Below are 22,584 nucleotides of genomic sequence, written 5' to 3'. Positions count from 1 at the left end.
GACTCGTCGAAACCCAGCTGCCGAACATCGGCTGCCGATCGTCTGCTGCTGAACATCTGTCGCCGAACATCTGTCGCCGAACGTCTGTTGGCGAACGTCTGTTGGCGAACGTCTGTTGGCGAACACCTATTGGCGAACTCCGGACTCCATCCACTGACCTGCGGCCGTCGCCGCCCCTCACCCCGTCATCCACCACCCCCTCCCAGCACCCCACCCGCAAGCCCGACCACGACCGGCGCCACGCCGACCGCGATGAACGCGGGCAGGAAACACAGGCCCACCGGCGCGGTGACCATGACGGCCGCCCGCCTGGCCCGTTCCGTCGCGGTGCGCGCCCAGTCGGCACGGGCCTCCACCGCGAGCCGCGCGGCCGGACCGGCCGCCGGAAGCCCCGACACGTCGGCCCGTTCCAGCAACCGCGCCAACGCCCCAGCCCGCGGCATCGAGGCCAGCCGCTGCCACGCCTCACCCGGTTCACCACCGAGCCGCACCTCCGCCGCACCTCGTGCCAGCGCGTCCCCGACGGGACCGCCCAGGGCCTCGCCCACGGCCTGCGCCGCGATCACCGGCCCGGCACCCGCCGCGATGCAGGCCGCCAACAGATCAGCGGCCAGCGGAAGTTGCCGAGCCACCTCACCGGCGTCGAGCTCTTCCTCAGCACCGATGGCTCTCTGCCGACGTCGCCACAGCCACAGCCCACCGGCGACGAACAGCCCCACCACCGGCCCGGCGACACCACCGACCAGCACCCAACCTGCGCCCACGACCGCCACCATGGGCAGCCCTTGCCGCGCACCCTGCCGGACGTCGCACCGTCGGCGTTTCGACGTCACATCGGTGGTCGTCATCAGCTCGGCCGTCCGGCGCCGGACTCTCCGCTCGTGCCGTGCCGTCACGAACGACCGCAACAGCCACCCGGCGACCAGCACCGCCCCCAGGGTCACCCCCAGCCTGTGGACAACTTCCGCGTTCACCCCGTCACCCCCCTCTCACGCCCCCGCCTCACGCAGGTCCTCACGCCATCCCCCTTCTCGGAATCCGGATCCCTGCCATGGCTCCCATGCCCGCACTGGCTCCCACGCCTGAGCTGCGTCCCTCGCCGCACCTCCGCCGGACTCGAGTCCTCACATCGCTTCCGCTCCCCGCACGATCCGCACCGCCCACCACATCCCCACCCCCTCCAGCACTCCGCCGACCACCAGGCATGCAAGACCGGCCCCGGTATGCAGGAGCACATGCAGCGGATCGGCCCCCATGGCGGCCCCGAGCAGCAGCCCCAGGACCGGCAGCCCGGCGAGCATCACCACCGTCGAGCGCGCTCCCGCCAACTGAGCGCGCAGGTCGGCGCGTTGGTCCCGTTGAGCCCGCAAGGCCCCTTCCAGCCGGTCGAGTCCGGCCGCGAGCCCGGCGCCCTGGTCCACGGCGACCCGCCAACACGCCGCCAAGCCCCTCAGGCCCTCGGCACCCGGCTGCCGTGCCGCAGAGGCGAGCGCGCCCGGCACATCCCCGCCGAACCGCGCCGCAGCCAGCACCGCGGCCTGCGCTTCACCGAGCCCGTCGGAGTCCCGCGCCGCCCGCAGCAACGCCGGACCCGGCTGCCTCCCGGCCCGCACCTCCCCGGCAAGCGCCCCGCACAGCGCGATCACCGCGTCCCCGCGACGCTCCCGAGCCCGCCGCGCCTCCCGGGCCAGCCGCACTCTCCGCAGCAACGGCACCCCGGCCGCCCCCGCGACGACCGGCAGCACCGACGACCCCAGCACGGCCAGCACCAGCCCGACGGCCGGCGCCCACCACTCGACCCGCAATCGTCCCCGCAGCCGCCGCAGTTCACCGGCCACCTGCCGCCAGTCGGGCGGCCCGGCTCCCACTACCCCACCGCCCGCGAGCAGCAACTGCGCCCGCCGCGCCCCGGAGTTCCGCCCGCCCAGCAGCCAGACCGCGGCCCCGAGACACGCCACGGCCGCGCCCAACGACATCTCACCCATTCAGCTCACCGAACCCATCAGGACCACCGCGCCGCCGACCGAACCCACCGCGATCGCCACGCCGCCGACCGAACCCACCACGATCACCGAGCCGCCGACCGAACCCATCTCAATCAACCCGCCCCTCACCGCTCTCATCCCGAAGCAGCTCCCGCAGCCGCTCCCACCCCCGCTCGTGGGCGAATGCCTCCGCGCCCCACCGCAGCGCCGGAACCGTCCGCACCAGCCCGGACGAGTCCCGCTCCAGCACATGGATCTCGGCGATCCGCCGACGTCCGGTCCGGTCGCGTACGAGGTGGAGTACGACCGACAGAGCGGCCGCCAACTGGCTGTGCAAGGCAGCCCGGTCGAGCCCGGCCGCAGTGCCGAGCGCCTCCAGTCGGGCCGGCACGTCGGCTGCAGTGTTCGCGTGGACGGTTCCGCAGCCCCCTTCGTGGCCGGTGTTCAGGGCAGCCAGAAGATCGACCACTTCGGGTCCGCGCACCTCGCCGACGACCAGCCGGTCGGGCCGCATGCGCAGTGCCTGCCGCACCAGGTCCTCGAGGGTGACGAGCCCGGCGCCCTCCTGGTTGGCCGGTCTGCTCTCCAGCCGTACGACATGCGGATGGTCCGGCCTGAGCTCCGCCGAGTCCTCGGCCAGCACGACCCGTTCGCCCGGTCCGACCAGCCCGAGCAGCGCGCTCAGCAACGTCGTCTTGCCGCTGCCGGTGCCTCCGCTGATGAGGAAGGACAGCCGCGCGTCGACCAGCGCGCGCAGCACCCGGTCCCCGCCTGGTGGCACCGTGCCCGCCGCCACCAGTTCGTCGAGCGTGAACGCCCGCGGCCGTACGACCCGCAGTGACAGGCAGGCGCAGCCCACGGCGACCGGGGGCAGTACCGCATGCAGCCGAGTCCCGTCGGGCAGCCGGGCGTCCACCCACGGCCGTGCGTCGTCCAGTCGCCGACCGGCCACCGCGGCGAGTCGTTGTGCCAGGCGCCGTACGGCCGCCGCGTCCGGGAAGGACACAGAGGTGAGCTCCAGGCCGCCGCCCCGGTCCACCCAGACCCGGTCCGGCGCCGACACCAGCACGTCCGTCACGGACGGGTCGGCAAGCAGTGGTTCCAGCGGCCCGCTCCCGACCAGCTCGGACCGCAACTGCTCGGCCGCCCCCAGGACTTCGGCGTCTCCCAGCACTCTGCCCTGCTCCCGCAGCGCCTGCGCCACGCGCGCGGGCGTCGGCTCGGCCCCGCTCTCGGCCAGCCACTGCCGCACCCCGTCGAGCAGCCCCGCCGGCATACCCGCCCCGGCAACCGTCCCGCCCGGGTCCCATCGCGCAGCCGAAGAACCGACCCGATCGCCCGGGTCCGACCGCGCAACCGAAGAACCAGCCCGATCGCCCAGGTCCCACCGCACAGCCGAAGAACCAGCCCGATCGCCCAGGTCCCACCGCACAGCCGAAGAACCAGCCCGACCGGCCGCCTCCTGCCGAGCAGCCGCCGAACTCACCGCACGGTCCGCATCCCGCCGCGCAAGAGCCGGACTCGAAACCCGCCCCGAGTCCCGCCTGACAACCGCCGAACGCACCACGCACTCCGACAACCGCCCCATAGCTGCCGAACTCGAAACCCGACCCGAGTCCCGCCCCACAGCCTCCGAACTCGCCACTCGCCCCGACTCCCGCCCCACAGCCGCCGAACGCACCACACGCCCCGACACCCGCCCCACAGCCGCCGAACGCACCACACGCCCCGACACCCGCCGAGCAACGGCATCACTCGCCGAGCCGTCCAACGCCCATCGCGGCGCCGCCCTACGCGCTCTGCCGGCCTCCGTCCCGCCCGACCTCCACCGCTCGGGGGCTGCCCGCACCGACCCAGGCGCGCTGCCGCTCACCCAGTCGAGCCCCGAAGCCGTACTCATGCCGCCCTCGCTTCGAGCACCGCACGCTCCCAGAACTCCCGGCAGAACCGTGCCAGCGGCCCCCGTCCGACCGCGCCCGGCGGAATCCTGTTCCCGTCCGGCCGCAGAAGTGCCGACTCGACCGGCACCTCGCCCACGAGCGGCAGCTCCAGGAGCCGGGCCACCTCGCGGTCGTCGAGACCGGGTGCGTACGGCCCGCGTACGGCCACCCGCAGGTCCCGTAGGACCATCCGGACCGCGGAGGCCACCTGCCGGGCCGCAGCGACGGCGCGCAGTTCGGCGGGGGCCACGAGGATCCCGACGTCGAGCTGGGCCAGGGCCTCCGCTACCCCGTCGTCGATACGGCGGGGCAGGTCGACGACGACCGTGCCGCCCCGGCGCCGGGCCGCGGCGAGCACTGCTCGCATCGCCTGCGGCGGGACGGCGAGGCACTCGCCGCGATCCCAGCTCAGGACCCGCAGGGAGTGCAGTTCCGGCAGGGACTCCTCCAAGGCACCGCTGCCGAGCCGCCCGCGCGAGCCGGCGAACGCGGGCCAGCGCAGGCCCTCGGTCGCCTCGCCGCCGAGGAGGACGTCGAGTCCGCCGCCCAGCGGATCGGCGTCCACAAGCAGCGTGCGCAGCCCCTCACGCGCGGCGGTGACGGCGAGGGCGCACGCGAGCGTGGACGCTCCGGCCCCGCCGCGGCCGCCGATGACTCCTACGGTGAGGGCGGGCCGGCCGACGCCCTCGGCGACGTCGGCGATGCGGTCGACGAGCCATTGCTCGCCGTCCGGCAGCATCAGGACGTGATCGGCGCCGATCTCGACGGCGCGGCGCCAGACCCCGGAGTCGTCCTGGTCCCGGCCGACAAGTACTACTCCACGCCTGCGTCCGGCCCCGCGCACGCGGCGTGCGGCGTCGTCGCCGACCAGGACGAGCGGCGCGGCCTCCCAGCTCCCTCTGGGCTCGGGCACTCCGTGGTGGACCTCGGGTGTGGCGCCGGCCGCCGCGCACAGGCGCAGCAGGTCGTCGAGCAGTTCGGCGTCTTCCGTGACGATCAATGGTTGGCCCGGCCGCCCGGAGGCGGTGGGCGGTGGATCGTGTGTGACGGCTGCGGCCACGGTTTCCATCCCCCTTCGCTGCATCACTCGCGAGCCCTGCGGCCCCGCGAATCCCAAACGTGTGAAGAACCGGCAACCGGCCTCCATATGAACGGCCGATACGAACCGGCCAAACACGCCCGACTAACCGGAACCGGCCACGAAGTCGGCCCGAGCGGGACGCGCTGGAATCACGGTGCAGCGATCCCGGAAATCGTGTGGATCTTGGTCGATAACTGTGGACAACTCGGCAGTTGTGAATATCGCCGTCACCCATACCGGTGACGCCCACACCGACCCCTGTGCGACTTCCGCAGAGCAGCGCGACGACTACACACAGTCACGGATCATGAGCATGTCGAAAAGGCGGGCCTCAGGGCCTCGCCCCGGCGCTGCGGCCGCGTTCGAAAGAGAGAAACCACCCCGGACATGCGACGACCCCCGCCGGGGGGGAGAGCGGGGGTCGTCTCCACGGCCGACTCGGGGGGGGAGGAGTCGGACCGGGTTAGCACGGTCGCGAACGATCCGTGACTTCCATGGTGTACCCGAGAGCCCTCTCAGGCAAACCCACGCGCCCACCTTACGCCGAATGGGCTCCGCCTATGCTCAGGGTCGTGGAAAACCACTCCTTGCCCCGCACAGCCGCCTTCTTTGACCTGGACAAGACGGTCATTGCGAAGTCGAGCACGCTCACGTTCAGCAAGTCGTTCTACCAAGGCGGTCTGATCAACCGCAGAGCTGCCTTGCGGACCGCATATGCCCAGTTCGTCTTCCGCGTCGGCGGTATGGACCATGACCAGATGGAGCGCACGCGCGAGTACCTCTCCGCGCTCGTCCGCGGCTGGAACGTCCAGCAGGTCAAGGAGATCGTCGCCGAGACACTGCACGACCTGATCGACCCGATCATCTACGACGAGGCCGCCTCCCTCATCGAGGAACACCACACGGCCGGCCGCGACGTCGTGATCGTGTCCACATCGGGCGCCGAGGTGGTCGAGCCGATCGGCGAGCTGCTCGGCGCCGACCGCGTGGTGGCCACGCGCATGGTCGTCGGCGACGACGGCTGCTTCACCGGGGAGGTGGAGTACTACGCCTACGGCCCGACGAAGGCCGAGGCGATCAGGGAGCTGGCCGAGTCCGAGGGCTACGACCTCTCCGGCTGCTACGCCTACAGCGACTCGGCCACCGATCTGCCGATGCTTCGGTGCGTCGGGCACCCGCACGCCGTGAACCCCGACCGTGCGCTGCGCCGCGAGGCGCTCGCGCGCGGGTGGCCGATTCTCGACTTCCACCGCCCGGTTCGGCTCAAGCAGCGGATCCCCTCCCTCTCGGTCCCTCCGCGTCCCGCCCTCCTCGCGGTCGCCGCCATAGGAGCGGCCGCGGCCACCGCGGGTCTCGTCTGGTACGCGAGCCGACGTCGTACGACACTCGCCTGACCTGCACATCGCAGGTTTCGTGTGCATTGTTCGAGATATTGGCGCCCGTTTGGCACCTTTTTGAGGCTAAACGTAAAGAACTGCAGCCAGGGCTTCCGCTTGGTTGGGTCCTGGAGTACAAAGGACTCAACGGCCCGCGAGACCAAGGACATCCGAGAGGATCACCTTTAATACGCATTTGGCCCCACGGACCGAGCATGGACACCGGGCACCCACGCGACGTCGACCCGTCGATTACGGGCCAGCCGCACCAGGTAACGGGCAAAGTCCCCGACCTGATGGGCAACATATCGAGGACGCTTGGTAACCCGGTGAACATGCCAGCGGCGGTACGAACCCTCGTACCGCCGCAACTCGTATGAGCCCCCGCGCGGGGCTTTTTTCGTGCCCGTGCTCAATCCGCGTCGTACGGCGCTTCACGCACGCTTACGCTGCGCCTCACGCGCGCGTGGGTTGCGCCTGACGCACGCATGCGTCACGCCGCGCCGCGCTGCAGCGCCTCGCACACCGCCGTCGACTCGCGCGCCCCGAGCTCGATCGCCTTGCCGCAGTGGGCGATCCAGGCGGCCATGCCCTCGGGCGTGCCGGACACATAGCCGTCGAGAGCCGCCAGATAGGCCGCGCGGCCCAGTTCGGCGTGACCGACCTCGGCAGCGCAGACCGACTTCGGGTCGAGGCCGCTGCCGACGAGGACGATGCGCTCGGCCGCGCGCGCGACCAGGCCGTTGTGGGAGGTGAAGGGACGCAGCGCGATCAGCTCACCGTGCACGACGGCGGCCGTCACCAAGGCGGGCGCCGAACCACCGGCGATGATCAGCTCGGACAGGCCCTCCAGACGGCCGTGCACTTCCGCCGCGCTCGGCGGCGGCAGTTCGACGAGCGGCTCGTCGACCGGCTCGCCCTCCTGGCGCGGGCGCCCGACCGTGTCGTCGTTGCTCGCCGCCGCCACCAGGTGCAGCCGTGCCAGCACTCGCAGCGGGGACTGCCGCCAGATGGACAGCAGTTGGCCCGCCTCGGCGGTCAGCCGCAGGGCCGCGCCCATGACGCGCGCCTCGTCGTCCCCACTGAAGTCGGTGCGCCGCCGGACCTCTTCGAGGGCCCAGTCGGCACCCGACAGTGCAGCGGAGCCGCGGGCGCCGCGCAGGGCCGCCTCGGAGGTGATCTCGTTGCTGCGGCGCCGCATGATCCGGTGCCCGTAGACCCGGTCCACGGCCTTGCGTACGGACTCCACGGACTCGGGCACACCGGGCAGCGACCCGAGGGTCGCGAGCGGATCGGCGGTCGCGCCTGTCGTACTCATGAGTACGACACTACGCGCCCACCCGTCACGCGGCCGCCGGACCCCCAGCGGGCTTCGCCCTCTTCGACGGCCCGCACCCCACGATCGGGTGGCCTTGCCCACCCACATCTGCCACATACAGCTACTTCACGACTACGCTTCGTGAACATGAAAATTGCTTTCGTAGGCAAGGGCGGTAGCGGCAAGACGACCCTGTCCTCCCTTTTCGTCCGCCGGCTCGCCTCGACCGGGGCACCGGTCGTCGCCGTCGACGCCGACATCAACCAGCATCTGGGAGCCGCGCTCGGGCTCGACGAGGCGGAGGCCGCCGCACTGCCCGCGATGGGCGAGCGGTTGCCGCTGATCAAGGACTATCTGCGCGGTTCCAACCAACGGATCGCCTCCGCCCGGACGATGATCAAGACGACGCCGCCCGGCGAGGGGTCACGGCTGATGCGGGTGTGCGAGCACAATCCGGTGTACGACGCCTGCGCCCGGCCGGTGGAACTCGACGGCGGCGCTGTCCGTTTGATGGTCACCGGCCCCTTCACGGACTCCGATCTCGGAGTCGCCTGCTACCACTCCAAGACGGGGGCGGTGGAGCTGTTCCTCAACCACCTGGTGGACGGTCCCGACGAGTACGTCGTGGTCGACATGACGGCGGGCTCGGACTCCTTCGCCTCCGGTATGTTCACCCGCTTCGACATCACGTTCCTCGTCGCCGAGCCGACCCGGAAGGGGGTCTCCGTCTATCGCCAGTACAAGGAATACGCCCGCGACTTCGGTGTCGTCCTGAAGGTCGTCGGCAACAAGGTTCAGGGCCAGGACGACCTCGACTTCCTCCGCGCGGAGGTCGGCGACGACCTGCTGGTGACCGTCGGGCACTCGGACTGGGTGCGCGCCATGGAGAAGGGCCGCCCCCTGCGGTTCGAGTTCCTGGAGGAGGCCAACCGTCTGGCCCTGCGCCGGCTGCACACGGCTGTCGACGCGACCTACGAGCTGCGGGACTGGGAGCGCTACACAAGCCAGATGGTGCACTTCCACCTGAAGAACGCCCAGTCCTGGGGGAACGAGCGCACCGGGGCCGACCTGGCGGCGCAGATCGACCCCGGTTTCATCCTCAGCGAGGGCGCCACCGCCCGGCCTGCGGGCAACTCCCGTCTGACTCCTGCTCCGTGAGCGCTACTGCTTGACCGCCGGCGCTCCGGGCACCCCCTTCGGAGCCGGAGCCGGGTGCACCGACAGGAAGGACGCCCAGCCCTGCCTGGGAGCCTCGCCCACACCCAGGGTGCGCAGCTTCTTCAGGGTCGCCGGATCCTGTGCGTCCAGCCAGTCGGCGAGCTGCCGGAAGGAGACGCACCGCACGTCGGGCTTGTTGCAGACGGCCTCGACGACCTCCTCGACGGCGCGCATGTAGGTGCCGCCGTTCCACGACTCGAAGTGGTTGCCGATGATCAGGGGCGCGCGGTTGCCGTAGTAGGCCCGGTAGAAGCCCTTGAGCAGGCCGTCGCGCATCTGGTCGCCCCAGAAGGCGTGCTTGGCGGGGTCGCCGTGGGTGTTGGTGCCCGACTGGTTGACCATGAAGTTGTAGTCCATGGTGAGCTGCTCGTAGGAGTGCCCGGGAAAGGGCACGAGCTGCATCGACAGGTCCCACAGGCCCCCCTTCTTCGTGGGCCAGACCTGGTTGTTGACACCGCTGGAGTCATAGCGGAAGCCCATCTCACGGGCGGCCCTGACGAAGTTCTTCTGGCCCTCCAGACAAGGCGTGCGGGCGCCGATGAGTTCCTTGTCGTAATCGAAGGGCAGGGGTGCCGCCCGCGTCATGCCGGTGTTGGTCTTCCAGGACTTCACGAACCTCTTCGCCTGGGCGATCTCCTCCTTCCATTCCTCCACCGACCATTCGCCGACTCCGCCGCCGCTGCCGCAGAAGTGGCCGTTGAAGTGGGTTCCGATCTCGTTGCCCTCCAGCCAGGCCAGCCGCAACTGCTTCACGGTGGCGGCGATGCCCTCGTCGTCGTTGAAGCCGATGTCGGAGCGGCCCGGGGAGTGCCGCGGCGGGCGGTACAAGTCGCGTTTGTGGTCCGGCAGCATGTACACGCCGCTCAGGAAGTACGTCATCGTCGCGTTGTTCGCCTTGGCGACCTCGCGGAAGTGGGAGAACAGCTTCTGGCCGTCCTCGCCGGCGCCGTCCCACGAGAACACCACGAACTGCGGGGGCGTCTGTCCGGGCCTCAGCCGTTCGGGTCTGGGCAGGTGTGGCTGGGCTCCGGTGTACGCGGTGGACCCGTCACCGATCAGGCGGACCACATGCCCGGGCGCGGGCGCCGCCGGCTTCGGCCTCTGGGGTCCGGGCGCCCCCTGCCGGGTGGTGTGCGCGCCGCTCGCGCAACCGGCGAGCGATGCGGCGCATACCGCAGCGAGCGCGGTGCCCGCCGCGATCCTGTGCGTCCCGACGAGCCTGCGCGTCCCCACGAGCCCGGGCGTCGCGGCGATCGTGCGGGGGGCGGCGAACCTGCGGGTGGCGGCCATGTTCCGTCCACCTTCCTTCTCTCGGGTGCCGACAGCGCCGTCAAGGTCGCACGGGACCGAGAAGGAATTAGTACGACAAGCCGACTAATTGCCTACTTCACTCTTCAGAGGGATTTATTAGTCCATTTGCTCGGAAAACCTATTCCGGCCCTTTACTCTGCATTACGATCCGTTTACCGACTGTTGATGCATCCCGCCGCTGCATGCCGTGACCACACGGCCGCGACCCGACCCCTCGCCGACGAGCGGGGGACCACCTGATCCGCGACCGCGCTGCCCCGGAGGAGACGGGAAAACATGTCAGCCTGCGTACCCACCCGCGCCGACGACTCGAGTCGAGCGGAGCACACCCACGAGCCCCACAGCCCACCCCCGACCCGGCCCCGTCGTCACCGCATCGCGGGCGCCGATGTGTCCGCCTCGATCGCGGTCTTCCTGATCGCACTCCCCCTGTCCCTGGGCATCGCCCTCGCCACCGGCGCACCCCTCCAGGCCGGCCTTGTCGCCGCCGCCGTCGGAGGGCTTGTGGCCGGATGGCTCGGCGGTGCCCCGCTCCAGGTCAGCGGCCCCGCCGCCGGCCTCACCGTGGTCACCGCCGACCTCATCCATCAGTACGGCTGGCGGACGACCTGTGCCATCACCGTCCTCGCCGGAATCGCCCAACTCGGCCTGGGCTCCCTGCGCGTGGCGCGCGGTGCGCTCGCCGTCAGCCCCGCCATCGTGCACGGCATGCTGGCCGGCATCGGCGTCACCATCGCCGTCGCCCAGCTGCACATCGTCCTCGGCGGCACCCCGCAGAGCTCCGTACTCGACAACCTCCGTGCGCTGCCCGCCCAGTTGGCCGAGCTACGGCCCGCCTCGGTGTCGGTGAGCGCGCTGACCCTGGCCCTGTTGTTCCTCTGGCCGCGGATCCCCGGCCGCGCCGGACGCCTTCTGCGCAAGGTCCCGGCCGCTCTCGTCGCCGTCGCCGGTGCCACGTCGGCTGCCTCGCTCGCCGGCCTGACCCTGCCCAAGGTGGACCTGCCGTCCTGGCGCAGCCACGCCCTGGCCGGAATGCCGGAAGGCCCGACGCTCGGTCTGATCGCCGCGGTGCTGACGACCACCCTGGTGTGCAGCGTGCAGTCGCTGCTCGGCGCGGTCGCGGTGGACAAGATGGTGGCCGCACGCCCCGGCCTGCCGGCCCGCGTCGGACGCTCGGACCTGGACCGGGAACTACTCGGGCAGGGTGCAGCCAACATCGTCTCCGGCACGCTCGGCGGACTGCCCGTCGCCGGAGTGGCCGTGCGCAGTTCGGCGAATGTGCAATCCGGTGCCGTCAGCCGGAACTCCACGATGCTGCACGGCGTTCTCGTAGTAGTCGCCGCGCTGCTGATGGTCCCGATCCTCGAGTTCATCCCGCTCGCCTCGCTCGCCGCCCTGGTGATGGCCGTCGGCATCCAGATGGTGTCCCTGCACCACATCCGCACGGTGACCCGCCACCGAGAGGTGCTGGTCTACGCCGTCACCACCCTCGGCGTGGTGGTCTTCGGCGTCCTGGAGGGCGTGGCCCTGGGGATCGCCATGGCCGTCGCCGTCGCCCTGCACCGCCTCACCCGTACCCGGATCACGCATGATGAGAAGGAAGGAGTCCATCACGTACACGTGCGAGGACAGTTGACGTTCCTCGCGGTGCCACGGCTCAGCCGGGCCCTGCATCTCGTACCGCAAGGCACCCACGCCGTCGTGGAGTTGGACGGGTCGTTCATGGACCACGCGGCGTACGAGTCACTGCAGGACTGGCAGAACACGCACACGGCGCACGGCGGCTCCGTCGAGCTCGTCGGCCGCAGAGCCGGGGTCCGGATCGGCGAACCCACCACGCCGATCGGCCTCCATCTCGACGCCACGAGCGCCACGGCCGAGTCCGCCGACTGCCGTTGCCACCCCTGGACACCCTGGCGCAACCACCAGTGCGAGATCCCGGAGTCCATCGCTCCCCGCGACGAACGGGACGGACACACGGGGCAAGCCCGGGCGACCGGAACTGCCGGCACCGACGCGTCGGACGCACCTCGCACCTCCGAGGAGCCCGGCCCGGCTCCCGACAGCCCGGGTGTGCCCGCCACGGACGAGGTGTCGGGTCCCAGTGGTGGCGGTAGGACCGCCAGCACCGTCGGTGAGGTCGGCGACTCTGACGGACCCAGCGGGACCAGCGGGCTCGACAGATCCGACAGTTCCGGTGGGCCCAGCGGCTCAGGCAGCACGGGCCGCCCCGGCGAGGGCAGAGCCAACAGGTCCGGCGGAGCCGAGGCAGGACGGCCGAGGGCGCATCAACTGGCCCGCGGTATCAGCGCGTTCCACCGCAACACCGCACCCCTGGTGCGCGGCGAGCTGGCACGGCTGGCGCGTGAGGGGCAGCAGCCTTCCCAGCTGTTCCTCACCTGTGCGGACTCACGGCTGGTCACGTCGATGATCACCTCCAGTGGTCCCGGCGACCTGTTCGTGGTGCGCAATGTGGGCAACCTGGTCCCCCTGCCCGGCCAGGAGAGCGGGGACGACTCGGTGGCGGCGGCGATCGAGTACGCGGTGGACGTGCTGCAGGTGCGGTCGATCACGGTGTGCGGGCACTCCGGGTGCGGGGCCATGCAGGCGCTGCTCAGCTCCGAGCCGGGCGGCGCGCAGACCCCGCTCAGACGGTGGCTGCGGCACGGGCAGCCCAGCCTGGAGCGGTTGTCCGACGAGAGCCGGCCGTGGGCCCGACTCGCCGGGCGGGCACCGGCCGACGCGGTGGAGCAGCTCTGCCTGACCAACGTCGTCCAGCAGTTGGAGCATCTGCGGGCCCACGAGTCGGTGGCCCGGGCCCTGCGGGCGGGGGCGCTGGAACTGCACGGGATGTACTTCCACGTGGGCGAGGCACAGGCGTACCTGCTCGCCGAGGGGGACGGGGACGAGGTGTTCGACCACGTGGGCATGGCGGATCTGTCGGCGTGAGATGAGGGTGCGGTGGGGTGGGAGCGCGGCCCCGTCCGGTGCGGGGCCGCGCATCCCATGGCGGACTGCGTTGCTCCTGGGGCGGCGCAAGGGCTGAAAAGGGGGGTGTTGCGCCCGGGTTCGGCGTCTCACCTGCGCCAGGACGGAATGTGAAAGGGATAACAGACCTGAACCGGGTCCGTCCGGTGTCCGTGGGAACGGATGACCCCGACGCCGAGCAGCAACTCCGGACCACGCCGACAGGTCTAAACCAATTTTCCGTCGACCCTTGTCATCGGACCCCCGGGTCTGATGAGCTGTGGCCTGGGACACAACGGACACCCTGGGAAAGGGAGATGTCGTGAGCAACGAAAGCCTGGCCAACCTGCTGAAGGAAGAGCGCAGGTTCGCACCCCCCGCCGACCTGGCCGCAGGCGCCAATGTCACCGCGGAGGCGTATGAACAGGCCAAGGCTGACAGGCTCGGCTTCTGGGCCGAGCAGGCCCGTCGGCTGACCTGGGCCAAGGAGCCGACGGAGACGCTGGACTGGTCGAACCCGCCGTTCGCGAAGTGGTTCAAGGACGGCGAGCTCAACGTCGCGTACAACTGCGTGGACCGGCATGTCGAGGCCGGCCTCGGCGACCGGGTCGCCATCCACTTCGAGGGCGAGCCCGGCGACAGCCGCGCGATCACCTACGCCGAGCTCAAGGACGAGGTCTCCAAGGCGGCCAACGCTCTGCTGGAGTTGGGCGTCCAGAAGGGCGACCGGGTCGCGGTCTACATGCCGATGATCCCGGAGACGGCGGTCGCGATGCTGGCGTGCGCCCGGATCGGCGCCGCGCACTCCGTGGTCTTCGGCGGCTTCTCGGCGGACGCGCTCGCCACCCGCATCCAGGACGCCGACGCCAAGGTCGTCATCACCTCCGACGGCGGCTACCGGCGCGGCAAGCCGTCCGCGCTCAAGCCGGCCGTGGACGAGGCGATCTCCAAGGTCGACAACGTGGAGCACGTGCTCGTCGTCCGCCGTACCGGCCAGGAGGTCGCCTGGGACGACAGCCGGGACGTCTGGTGGCACGAGATCGTCGAGCGGCAGTCCGCCGAGCACGCCCCCGAGGCGTTCAACGCCGAGCAGCCGCTCTTCATCCTGTACACGTCGGGTACGACGGGTAAGCCGAAGGGCATCCTGCACACCTCCGGCGGCTACCTCACCCAGACCGCCTACACCCACCACGCCGTCTTCGACCTCAAGCCGGAGACGGACGTGTACTGGTGCACCGCAGACGTCGGCTGGGTCACCGGCCACTCGTACATCGTGTACGGGCCGCTGGCCAACGGCGCGACGCAGGTCATGTACGAGGGCACGCCGGACACCCCGCACCAGGGCCGCTTCTGGGAGATCGTGCAGAAGTACGGGGTGACGATCCTGTACACGGCGCCGACCGCCATCCGTACGTTCATGAAGTGGGGCGACGACATCCCCGCGAAGTTCGACCTCAGCAGCCTGCGGGTGCTCGGGTCCGTCGGTGAGCCGATCAACCCCGAGGCATGGATCTGGTACCGCAAGAACATCGGCGCCGACAGGACGCCGATCGTGGACACCTGGTGGCAGACCGAGACCGGCGCGATGATGATCTCGCCGCTGCCGGGCGTCACCGCGACCAAGCCCGGTTCCGCGCAGACGCCGCTGCCCGGTATCTCCGCGACCGTCGTCGACGACGAGGCGAACGAGGTGCCGAACGGCGGGGGCGGCTACCTGGTCCTCACCGAGCCGTGGCCGTCGATGCTGCGCACCATCTGGGGCGACGACCAGCGGTTCATCGACACCTACTGGTCGCGCTTCGAGGGCAAGTACTTCGCCGGTGACGGGGCGAAGAAGGACGACGACGGGGACATCTGGCTTCTCGGGCGCGTCGACGACGTCATGCTCGTGTCGGGCCACAACATCTCCACCACCGAGGTCGAGTCCGCCCTGGTCTCCCACCCGTCGGTCGCCGAGGCGGCCGTCGTCGGTGCCGCCGACGAGACCACCGGGCAGGCGATCGTCGCCTTCGTGATCCTGCGCGGCACGGCCGCCGAGACCGACGACCTGGTCGCCGAGCTGCGCAACCACGTCGGCGCCACCCTCGGCCCGATCGCCAAGCCGAAGCGGATCCTCCCGGTGGCCGAGCTGCCGAAGACACGCTCCGGCAAGATCATGCGCCGTCTGCTGCGGGACGTCGCCGAGAACCGCCAGCTGGGAGACGTCACCACGCTGACCGACTCCACGGTCATGGACCTCATCCAGGCGAAGCTCCCGGCGGCGCCGAGCGAGGACTGAGTGCAGGCCGAGGACTGAGTGCAGGCCGAAGACTGAGGTCGACCTTCGAGGGCACCCGGCGACAAACGCGCCGGGTGCCCTTCGTGTTCGTACGGTGGAGCTGACAGATGCACTTCGGCGCACCCTTAGGTAAGCTAAACAAAACAAACTCGTCCTCAGGTGCGCCGGGAAGTCTGGTCGGCATGTACTCCGTCCTGCCCACCGACCGGAGGTCCCTCCCGTGGCCGCGCCCCGCACCCCCGCTCCCGCCCGCAAGCTCCTCGGACGGCTCTCCCTCCCGGAGCGGAACTTTGTCGCGGACGCGCTGCGCACCGAGACCGTCGGCGGCGTGCTGCTCCTCGTCGCCGCGATCACCGCGCTGATCTGGGCGAACGTGCCCGTGCTGCACGACAGCTACGAGACCGTCAGCCACTTCCACCTCGGCCCCGAGGCCCTCGGACTGAACCTGTCCATCGAGCACTGGGCCGCTGACGGACTCCTCGCGGTCTTCTTCTTCGTCGCCGGTATCGAGCTCAAGCGTGAGCTGGTGGCCGGTGATCTCAAAGACCCCAAGGCGGCCGTGCTGCCGGTCGTCGCCGCGCTGTGCGGCATGGCGGTTCCCGCGCTGGTCTACACGCTGACCAACATCACCGGTGGCGGCTCGCTGGAAGGCTGGGCGGTCCCGACCGCCACCGACATCGCCTTCGCGCTCGCCGTCCTCGCCGTCATCGGCACCTCCCTGCCGAGCGCCCTGCGCGCCTTCCTGCTCACGCTCGCCGTGGTCGACGACCTGTTCGCGATCCTGATCATCGCGGTCTTCTTCACCCACAAGATCGACTTCGCGGCGCTCGGCGGTGCCGTCGTCGGCCTGGGCGTCTTCTGGCTGCTGCTGCGCAAGGGCGTACGCGGGTGGTACGTGTACATCCCGCTCGCCCTGGTGATCTGGGGGCTGATGTACAACAGCGGCGTCCACGCCACCATCGCCGGCGTGGCGATGGGGCTGATGCTGCGCTGCACCCGGCGCGAAGGCGAGGCGCACTCCCCCGGTGAGCACATCGAGCATCTCGTACGCCCCCTGTCGGCGGGGCTCGCCGTCCCGCTGTTCGCGCTGTTCAGCGCCGGTGTGGAAATCTCCGGAGGCGCGCTCGGCGACGTGTTCACCCAGCCGGAGACGCTCGGTGTCGTCCTCGGGCTGGTCGTCGGCAAGACGCTCGGCATCTTCGGCGGCACCTGGCTGACGGCACGTTTCACCAGGGCCTCGCTCAGCGACGACCTGGCGTGGGCCGACGTGTTCGCGGTGGCCACCCTCGCCGGCATCGGCTTCACCGTCTCGCTGCTCATCGGCGAGCTCGCCTTCGAGGGCGACGCCGCGCTGACCGACGAGGTCAAGGCGTCCGTGCTCATGGGCTCCCTCACCGCGGCGATCCTGGCGACGGTGCTGCTGAAGATACGGAACGCCAAGTACCGCAGGATGGTCGAGGTCGAGGAGCGCGACGAGGACGCGGACGGCATTCCGGACATCTACGAAGAGGACATGCCGGAGTACCACCTGCGGCTGGCCGCCCTCTACGAGCGCAAGGCCGCCGAGCACCGCCGTATCGCCGCGGAGAAGGCCGCCGCGCGCCACGCGCTTGCCGAAGTGCCGGGCGGGGCAGGCGAGGAGGAGCAGCGTCGGGCATGATCTGACGGGACGGTACAAAAGACGGAACCGTACGCAGTCAGGCAGAAGACGGAACCGTACACACGAGGGAGACCCGCGATGAGCGCACCCGACGGCAGCCCGGTCGGCGCCGAACGCAGCATCGGCCAGCTGTTCGCCTCGGCGACGACCGAATTGTCGGCGCTGGTGCACGACGAAATCGCGCTGGCGAAGGCGCAGCTGAAGCAGGACGTCAAGCGCGGCGCGACGAGCGGCGGCGCGTTCTCGCTGGCCGGCGCGGTGCTCGTGTTCTCCCTGCCAATGCTCAACTTCGCCCTGGCGTACGGCATTCGGACCTGGAGCGACTGGAACCTCGCGATCTGCTTCCTGCTGTCCTTCGCCGCGAACGTCCTCGTCGCCGCGGCCCTCGCGCTGATCGGTGTGGCCTTCGCGAAGAAGGCCAAGAAGAGCAAGGGCCCGCAGAAGGTCGCCGCTTCGATGAAGGAGACGGCGGGCGTCCTGCAGAAGGCCAAGCCGCACCCGCGTTCCGAGTCCGCGCCGGAGCTGGAGGACCGGGCGCCCGCGGCCATCGAGGCTGTGGCACGCTCGTCGTCATGACGGATCCCGCCACCCCTTCGGCGCAACCTGCTTCGGTCGTACGACTCGATGGTCCCTGGACGCATCGGGACGTGGCCGCCAATGGTGCGCGCTTCCACATCGCGGAGATGGGCGACGGGCCGCTGGTGCTGCTCCTGCACGGCTTCCCGCAGTTCTGGTGGGCCTGGCGGCACCAGCTCGTCGCGCTCGCCGACGCCGGCTTCAGGGCCGTCGCGATGGACCTCAGGGGGGTCGGCGGCAGCGACCGTACGCCGCGCGGGTACGACCCGGCCAACCTCGCCCTGGATATCACCGGCGTGATCCGCTCCCTCGGCGAGCCCGACGCCGCGCTGGTCGGTCACGATCTGGGCGGATATCTGGCGTGGACGGCAGCCGTGATGCGGCCCAAGCTCGTACGGCGACTCGCGGTCGCGTCCATGCCGCATCCCCGGCGCTGGCGCTCCGCGATGCTCTCGGACGTCAAGCAGACGAGTGCGAGTTCCTACATCTGGGGGTTCCAGCGACCCTGGATCCCCGAGCGGCAGCTCACGGCCGACGACGGGGCGCTCGTCGCCCGGCTGGTCCGGGACTGGTCTGGCCCCCGCCAGCCGGAGGACGACGCGGTGGAGACGTACCGCCGCGCGATCTGCATCCCGTCGACGGCGCACTGCTCCATCGAGCCGTACCGCTGGATGGTGCGCTCGCTGGCCCGCCCCGACGGCATCCAGTTCAACCGGCGTATGAAGCGGCCGGTGCGCGTCCCGACGCTGCATCTGCACGGCTCCCTCGACCCGGTGATGCGGACGCGCAGCGCGGCCGGCTCGGGCGAGTACGTCGAAGCGCCGTACCGCTGGCGGCTGTTCGACGGGCTCGGGCACTTCCCGCACGAAGAGGATCCCGCGGCCTTTTCCACCGAGCTCATCAACTGGCTCAAGGATCCCGAACCCGATCGGTGAAACGCCGCTGCGCCAAACCCTGCCGGGGGTCCGGGGGTCGCCCCCCGGGACAGCACAGCCCGCACGAAGAGGATCCCTCGGCCTTTTCCACCGAGCTCATCAACTGGCTGAAAGATCCCGAGCCCGATCGGTGACCGCGCCGATGCGCCCGGTATCCGGAACTGAACACCTGTCCTACGAACAGCCAATTGCCCGGCGCATAGGCCAATTGGGGGCGCGTGAGGCGGTTATCGACCATGGGGCAGGGGCAGACGTCGGGGTATGGGCTGGACGCACGACTACAGTGACGCAGCACGCAATCGCCGCTCGGCCGGCGGGCTGAGCTCCCACCAGCGAGGCACCGCCCCGCAGATAGCGGGCGCCGACCCCCGGGTGGGCATTCCGCGCATTCTGCGCCGCCGGGCCCGCTGGGTCTCCGTGCGCCTACGCCACCCGCGCGGCTGACCTCGACCGACCGTCAGAGCGCGCAGCTGTCGCTGTCCACCTGCTGGTTCGCGGTACGCCCCTTGACGATGTCCTCCCGGATCTCGTCCGCGGTGAGCGCGTAGCCGGTGTCGGCGTCGTCCAGGGACTTCGCGAAGACCACGCCGTACACCTTGCCTTCGGGCGTGAGCAGCGGACCGCCGGAGTTGCCCTGGCGGACGGTCGCGTACAGCGAGTACACGTCACGGCTCACGGTGCCGCGGTGGTAGATGTCCGGACCGTTGGCCGGCAGGCGCCCCCGCACGCGTGCAGGGCGGACGTCGTACGACCCGTTCTCCGGGAAGCCCGCGATGATCGCGCTGTCGCCGCTGCGGGCGTCGGTGGACGTGAACTGCAGCACGGGCGCTCGCATGTCCGGCACGTCCAGTACGGCGATGTCGCGCTCCCAGTCGTAGAGGACGACCGTCGCGTCGTACTTCCTGCCCTCGCCTCCTATCTGGACGGTGGGTTCGTCGACGCCGCCGACGACATGCGCGTTGGTCATGACGCGGCGGTCGGAGAAGACGAAACCGGTGCCCTCCAGGACCTTGCCGCAACTCGTCGCCGTGCCCATGACCTTGACGATGGAGCGCTGGGCGCGGGTCGCCACCGGGCTGCCCGCGAGCGTCGGGTCGGGCGGCTCGACCTCCTTGATCGGCTCGTTCGCGAAGGGGCTGAAGACCTGCGGGAAGCCGTTCTGCGCGAGGACCGAGGAGAAGTCCGCGAACCAGGTGTTCGCCTGGTCGGGCAGCGCCTCCGAGACACCGTGCAGGACCTTGGAGTTGCGGACCTCCTTGCCGAGCGTCGGCAGCGTCGTCCCCGCGAGGGCGGAGCCGATCAGCCACGCCACGAGGAGCATCGCGACGACGTTGACGAGGGCGCCGCCGGTCGCGTCCAGGGCGCGGGCCGGGGACCAGGTGATGTACCGGCGCAGCTTGTTGCCGAGGTGCGTGGTCAGGGCTTGGCCGACGGATGCGCAGACGATCACGACGACGACCGCGACGACGGCGGCGGTCGTGCTCACCTCGGCGTTGTCGGTCAGCCAGTCCCAGATGACCGGGAGCAGGTACACGGCCACGAGGCCGCCACCGAGGAAGCCGATCACCGACAGGATGCCGACGACGAAGCCCTGGCGGTAGCCCACGATCGCGAACCATACGGCGGCGACCAGCAACAGGATGTCCAGCACGTTCACTGCTTCAGGCTCCGCCTCGTCACTTTCCGATCACGCCCGGTCGGCGCAGGGTCCGGCCCGCCGCGACGCGGCAATCGGACACAGCGGCCCCCGGAGGAACACAGCACCGCAGACACCCTGTCATGACCGCCAGTCGAGCGGGACCTGCTTCCCGCGGTCCCAGGGGCGCTCCCAGCCCGAGAAATGGAGCAGACGGTCGATGATTCCGGCCGTAAAGCCCCAGACCAGGGCCGATTCGACCAGAAATGCCGGTCCTCGGTAGCCGCTGGGGTGGACGGTCGTGGCCCGGTTGTCCGGGTTCGTGAGATCCGCCACGGGGACGGTGAAGACCCGGGCCGTTTCGTTCGGATCGACTACGTCGACCGGGCTGGGTTCACGCCACCAGCCCAGCACGGGCGTGACGACGAAGCCGCTGACCGGGATGTACAGCTTGGGCAGCACGCCGAAGAGCTGGACGCCGCTCGGGTCGAGCCCGGTCTCCTCCTCGGCCTCGCGCAGAGCCGCCCGCAGCGGCCCGTCGGCCTGCGGGTCGCCGTCCTCGGGATCGAGGGCCCCACCGGGGAAGGACGGCTGCCCGGCATGCGACCGCAGGGAACTGGCCCGCTCCATGAGCAGCAGCTCGGGCCCGCACTCACCCTCGCCGAAGAGGATCAGTACGGCCGACTGGCGCCCCGCGCCGTTCTCCGGCGGCAGGAAACGGCTCAGCTGCAGCGGCTCGACCGTCTCCACCACCCGCACCACCGGGCCCAGCCAGTCGGGCAGCCCCTCCTTGCTCAGCACCACCGGCCCGTCCTGGGTACCGCTCGCACGCGTCATCGCCACCCCCGTCGTCCTGCCGAGTCCAACGCCTGACGGCACCTAGATCGTTCCGCCGGGACCGTACGACCCCATGCCGGCCGTCGGGCGGCCCGTCCCGCCCCGGCCGTACGCACGCGTACCCCTGCCCCGGCCTCTCCCGCTCGCCCCGTCATCCGGCCCCCAGCGGCGGGGCCGGCCTGCCGCCCGCGTCCAGGTAGGACTGCGGAGGGTTGAGGCGTTGGCCGGGGAAGCCGCCCTTCTCGTACTTGAGGAGCTTCTTCGCCTTCTCCGGGTCCGTCTCGCCCTCGCCGTACGCCGGGCAGAGCGGCGCTATGGGGCAGGCGCCGCACGCGGGCTTGCGGGCGTGGCAGATGCGGCGGCCGTGCCAGATCACATGGTGCGAGAGGTCCGTCCAGTCGCTCTTGGGGAACAGGGCGCCGATCTCGGCCTCGATCTTGTCGGGATCCGTCTGCTCGGTCCACTGCCAGCGCCGCACCAGCCGCTGGAAGTGCGTGTCCACGGTGATGCCGGGGCGGCCGAAGGCGTTGCCGAGGACGACGAAGGCCGTCTTGCGTCCGACGCCGGGCAGCTTGACCAGGTCTTCGAGCCGGCCCGGGACCTCGCCGCCATGGTCCTCCACCAGCGCTTTCGACAGGCCCATGACCGACTTGGTCTTGGCCCGGAAGAAACCGCACGGACGGAGGATCTCCTCGACCTCCTCCGGGTTGGCCGCGGCCAGGTCCTCGGGAGTGGGGTACTTGGCGAAGAGCGCGGGGGTGGTCTGGTTGACGCGCAGGTCGGTGGTCTGGGCGGACAGGACCGTGGCGACCAGGAGCTGGAAGGGGTTGTCGAAGTCCAGCTCGGGATGGGCGTACGGATAGACCTCGGCGAGCTCACGGTTGATACGGCGGGCCCGGCGGACGAGGGCCGTGCGGGACTCGGCCGTCGGAGGCTTCGCGGTCACGGTCTTGGCCGGAGAGGCACCCTTGACCGAGACGGTGGCCTTCTTCGGAACGACGGCGGGTTTCTTGCCGACCACCTTTTTCGTGGCCACGGCGCCGGCGGCCGTCTTCACGGCAGCCGTCTTCTTCACGGCAGCCGCCTTCTTCGCAGGAGCCGTCGTCTTCTTCGCCCCAGCCTTCTTGGCAGGCGCGGCCTTCCGCGCGGACGCCGACTTCCTCACCGCAGCTTTCTCGCCATCTGCGGCCGTTTCACCCGGCGCCTTTTTCGCCGCTTTTGCCGTTTTCCGTCCGCCACCAGGGTTCTGTTCGCCCACAGCGGAATCGCGACGTACAACCACCCGCCCAGCCCCCTTGGCCTGTGCTCTCACCGGCGATTTGGACACTCGGCCAGCCTAAAGCCCGGCACCGACATCCGCCCCGGACCCCGAAGATCGGCCCCCAATTGGACCCCTGCCGCTTACCTCGGGACACCTGTGCGGCATCCTTGTGACAGATCACACTGTTTGGACCGTCCGGCAAAAT

Annotated in this window: 17 protein-coding genes; 8 read left to right on the top strand and 9 right to left on the bottom strand. The window is 70.5% G+C overall.

Annotated elements, in window-relative coordinates; genetic code table 11:
- Window positions 1–185 precede the first annotated feature (185 nt).
- From ACIBU0_RS08535 to ssd, 4 genes are all read right to left on the bottom strand, one after another.
- On the bottom strand, window positions 186–974 hold the full coding sequence (locus ACIBU0_RS08535; protein WP_398813590.1) for a type II secretion system F family protein: 789 nt from the start codon (window positions 972–974) through the stop codon (window positions 186–188).
- 150 nt (window positions 975–1,124) lie between these two features.
- A complete protein-coding gene (locus tag ACIBU0_RS08530) occupies window positions 1,125–1,976 on the bottom strand; it encodes a type II secretion system F family protein (protein WP_398814016.1) in 852 nt (283 codons plus the stop codon).
- Window positions 1,977–2,094: 118 nt separating this feature from the next.
- Window positions 2,095–3,261 (bottom strand): TadA family conjugal transfer-associated ATPase, encoded by a 1,167-nt coding sequence (locus tag ACIBU0_RS08525; protein WP_398813587.1) that lies wholly within the window; start codon window positions 3,259–3,261, stop codon window positions 2,095–2,097.
- Window positions 3,262–3,881: 620 nt separating this feature from the next.
- Window positions 3,882–4,994: a septum site-determining protein Ssd gene (ssd, locus tag ACIBU0_RS08520; protein ID WP_398813584.1), complete on the bottom strand. Its 1,113-nt coding sequence runs from the start codon at window positions 4,992–4,994 to the stop codon at window positions 3,882–3,884.
- Window positions 4,995–5,566: 572 nt separating this feature from the next.
- On the opposite strand from ssd, the gene ACIBU0_RS08515 reads away from it, so the two are divergent.
- Window positions 5,567–6,400 carry an HAD family hydrolase gene (locus tag ACIBU0_RS08515; RefSeq protein WP_398813581.1) on the top strand — a complete coding sequence of 278 codons (834 nt, stop codon included), beginning with the start codon at window positions 5,567–5,569 and terminating at the stop codon, window positions 6,398–6,400.
- A 475-nt stretch (window positions 6,401–6,875) separates the two neighbouring features.
- On the opposite strand, the gene ACIBU0_RS08510 is transcribed toward ACIBU0_RS08515, so the two are convergent.
- Window positions 6,876–7,700, bottom strand: a complete 825-nt coding sequence (locus ACIBU0_RS08510; RefSeq protein WP_398813577.1) for an oxidoreductase — start codon at window positions 7,698–7,700, stop codon at window positions 6,876–6,878.
- Window positions 7,701–7,847: 147 nt separating this feature from the next.
- On the opposite strand from ACIBU0_RS08510, the gene ACIBU0_RS08505 reads away from it, so the two are divergent.
- Window positions 7,848–8,858: an ATP-binding protein gene (locus tag ACIBU0_RS08505; protein WP_398813574.1), complete on the top strand. Its 1,011-nt coding sequence runs from the start codon at window positions 7,848–7,850 to the stop codon at window positions 8,856–8,858.
- Window positions 8,859–8,861: 3 nt separating this feature from the next.
- Here the strand turns inward: ACIBU0_RS08505 and ACIBU0_RS08500 are convergent, their stop codons facing one another.
- Window positions 8,862–10,208 (bottom strand): hypothetical protein, encoded by a 1,347-nt coding sequence (locus ACIBU0_RS08500; RefSeq protein WP_398813571.1) that lies wholly within the window; start codon window positions 10,206–10,208, stop codon window positions 8,862–8,864.
- Window positions 10,209–10,505: 297 nt separating this feature from the next.
- On the opposite strand from ACIBU0_RS08500, the gene ACIBU0_RS08495 reads away from it, so the two are divergent.
- The 6 genes from ACIBU0_RS08495 to ACIBU0_RS08470 all read left to right on the top strand — a co-directional run bounded on the left by ACIBU0_RS08495 (window position 10,506) and on the right by ACIBU0_RS08470 (window position 19,089).
- Window positions 10,506–13,178 carry a bifunctional SulP family inorganic anion transporter/carbonic anhydrase gene (locus ACIBU0_RS08495; protein WP_398813568.1) on the top strand — a complete coding sequence of 891 codons (2,673 nt, stop codon included), beginning with the start codon at window positions 10,506–10,508 and terminating at the stop codon, window positions 13,176–13,178.
- A gap of 340 nt (window positions 13,179–13,518) precedes the next feature.
- Entirely contained in the window at window positions 13,519–15,474 is a 1,956-nt protein-coding gene (gene acs, locus ACIBU0_RS08490) for an acetate--CoA ligase (protein WP_398813567.1), read from the top strand.
- A 220-nt stretch (window positions 15,475–15,694) separates the two neighbouring features.
- The gene (gene nhaA / locus ACIBU0_RS08485; protein WP_398813563.1) at window positions 15,695–17,134 is read left to right on the top strand and encodes a Na+/H+ antiporter NhaA; all 1,440 of its coding nucleotides are present in this window, start codon (window positions 15,695–15,697) and stop codon (window positions 17,132–17,134) included.
- A gap of 78 nt (window positions 17,135–17,212) precedes the next feature.
- A complete protein-coding gene (locus tag ACIBU0_RS08480; protein ID WP_398813560.1) occupies window positions 17,213–17,710 on the top strand; it encodes a phage holin family protein in 498 nt (165 codons plus the stop codon).
- Window positions 17,707–18,645: an alpha/beta fold hydrolase gene (locus ACIBU0_RS08475; RefSeq protein WP_398813558.1), complete on the top strand. Its 939-nt coding sequence runs from the start codon at window positions 17,707–17,709 to the stop codon at window positions 18,643–18,645. Before ACIBU0_RS08480 ends, ACIBU0_RS08475 begins: the two co-directional genes overlap by 4 nt.
- A 261-nt stretch (window positions 18,646–18,906) precedes the next feature.
- Window positions 18,907–19,089: a hypothetical protein gene (locus ACIBU0_RS08470; RefSeq protein WP_398813555.1), complete on the top strand. Its 183-nt coding sequence runs from the start codon at window positions 18,907–18,909 to the stop codon at window positions 19,087–19,089.
- A gap of 13 nt (window positions 19,090–19,102) precedes the next feature.
- Here ACIBU0_RS08470 and ACIBU0_RS08465 read toward each other — a convergent pair whose 3' ends face one another.
- The 3 genes from ACIBU0_RS08465 to nth all read right to left on the bottom strand — a co-directional run bounded on the left by ACIBU0_RS08465 (window position 19,103) and on the right by nth (window position 22,283).
- The gene (locus ACIBU0_RS08465; RefSeq protein WP_398813552.1) at window positions 19,103–20,302 is read right to left on the bottom strand and encodes a MarP family serine protease; all 1,200 of its coding nucleotides are present in this window, start codon (window positions 20,300–20,302) and stop codon (window positions 19,103–19,105) included.
- A 120-nt stretch (window positions 20,303–20,422) separates the two neighbouring features.
- Entirely contained in the window at window positions 20,423–21,118 is a 696-nt protein-coding gene (locus ACIBU0_RS08460; protein ID WP_398813549.1) for an NUDIX hydrolase, read from the bottom strand.
- Between the two features lie 151 nt (window positions 21,119–21,269).
- Entirely contained in the window at window positions 21,270–22,283 is a 1,014-nt protein-coding gene (gene nth, locus ACIBU0_RS08455) for an endonuclease III (RefSeq protein ID WP_398813546.1), read from the bottom strand.
- Window positions 22,284–22,584: the final 301 nt, after the last annotated feature.

The organism is Streptomyces sp. NPDC049627, from assembly GCF_044465645.1.
Classification (GTDB): domain Bacteria; phylum Actinomycetota; class Actinomycetes; order Streptomycetales; family Streptomycetaceae; genus Streptomyces.
The sequence above is the reverse complement of the archived record's forward strand: the minus strand, read 5'-3'. Positions and strand labels throughout refer to the sequence as shown.

Bases quoted from the DNA above. Each gene is read 5' to 3' on its own strand.
- ACIBU0_RS08530 (WP_398814016.1), bottom strand. From the start codon at position 1,976: ATGTCGTTGGGCGCGGCCGTGGCGTGTCTCGGGGCCGCGGTCTGGCTG.
- ACIBU0_RS08525 (WP_398813587.1), bottom strand. From the start codon at position 3,261: ATGCCGGCGGGGCTGCTCGACGGGGTGCGGCAGTGGCTGGCCGAGAGC.
- ssd (WP_398813584.1), bottom strand. From the start codon at position 4,994: ATGGAAACCGTGGCCGCAGCCGTCACACACGATCCACCGCCCACCGCC.
- ACIBU0_RS08515 (WP_398813581.1), top strand. From the start codon at position 5,567: ATGCTCAGGGTCGTGGAAAACCACTCCTTGCCCCGCACAGCCGCCTTC.
- ACIBU0_RS08510 (WP_398813577.1), bottom strand. From the start codon at position 7,700: ATGAGTACGACAGGCGCGACCGCCGATCCGCTCGCGACCCTCGGGTCG.
- ACIBU0_RS08505 (WP_398813574.1), top strand. From the start codon at position 7,848: ATGAAAATTGCTTTCGTAGGCAAGGGCGGTAGCGGCAAGACGACCCTG.
- ACIBU0_RS08500 (WP_398813571.1), bottom strand. From the start codon at position 10,208: ATGGCCGCCACCCGCAGGTTCGCCGCCCCCCGCACGATCGCCGCGACG.
- ACIBU0_RS08495 (WP_398813568.1), top strand. From the start codon at position 10,506: ATGTCAGCCTGCGTACCCACCCGCGCCGACGACTCGAGTCGAGCGGAG.
- ACIBU0_RS08480 (WP_398813560.1), top strand. From the start codon at position 17,213: ATGAGCGCACCCGACGGCAGCCCGGTCGGCGCCGAACGCAGCATCGGC.
- ACIBU0_RS08475 (WP_398813558.1), top strand. From the start codon at position 17,707: ATGACGGATCCCGCCACCCCTTCGGCGCAACCTGCTTCGGTCGTACGA.
- ACIBU0_RS08470 (WP_398813555.1), top strand. From the start codon at position 18,907: ATGGGCTGGACGCACGACTACAGTGACGCAGCACGCAATCGCCGCTCG.
- ACIBU0_RS08460 (WP_398813549.1), bottom strand. From the start codon at position 21,118: ATGACGCGTGCGAGCGGTACCCAGGACGGGCCGGTGGTGCTGAGCAAG.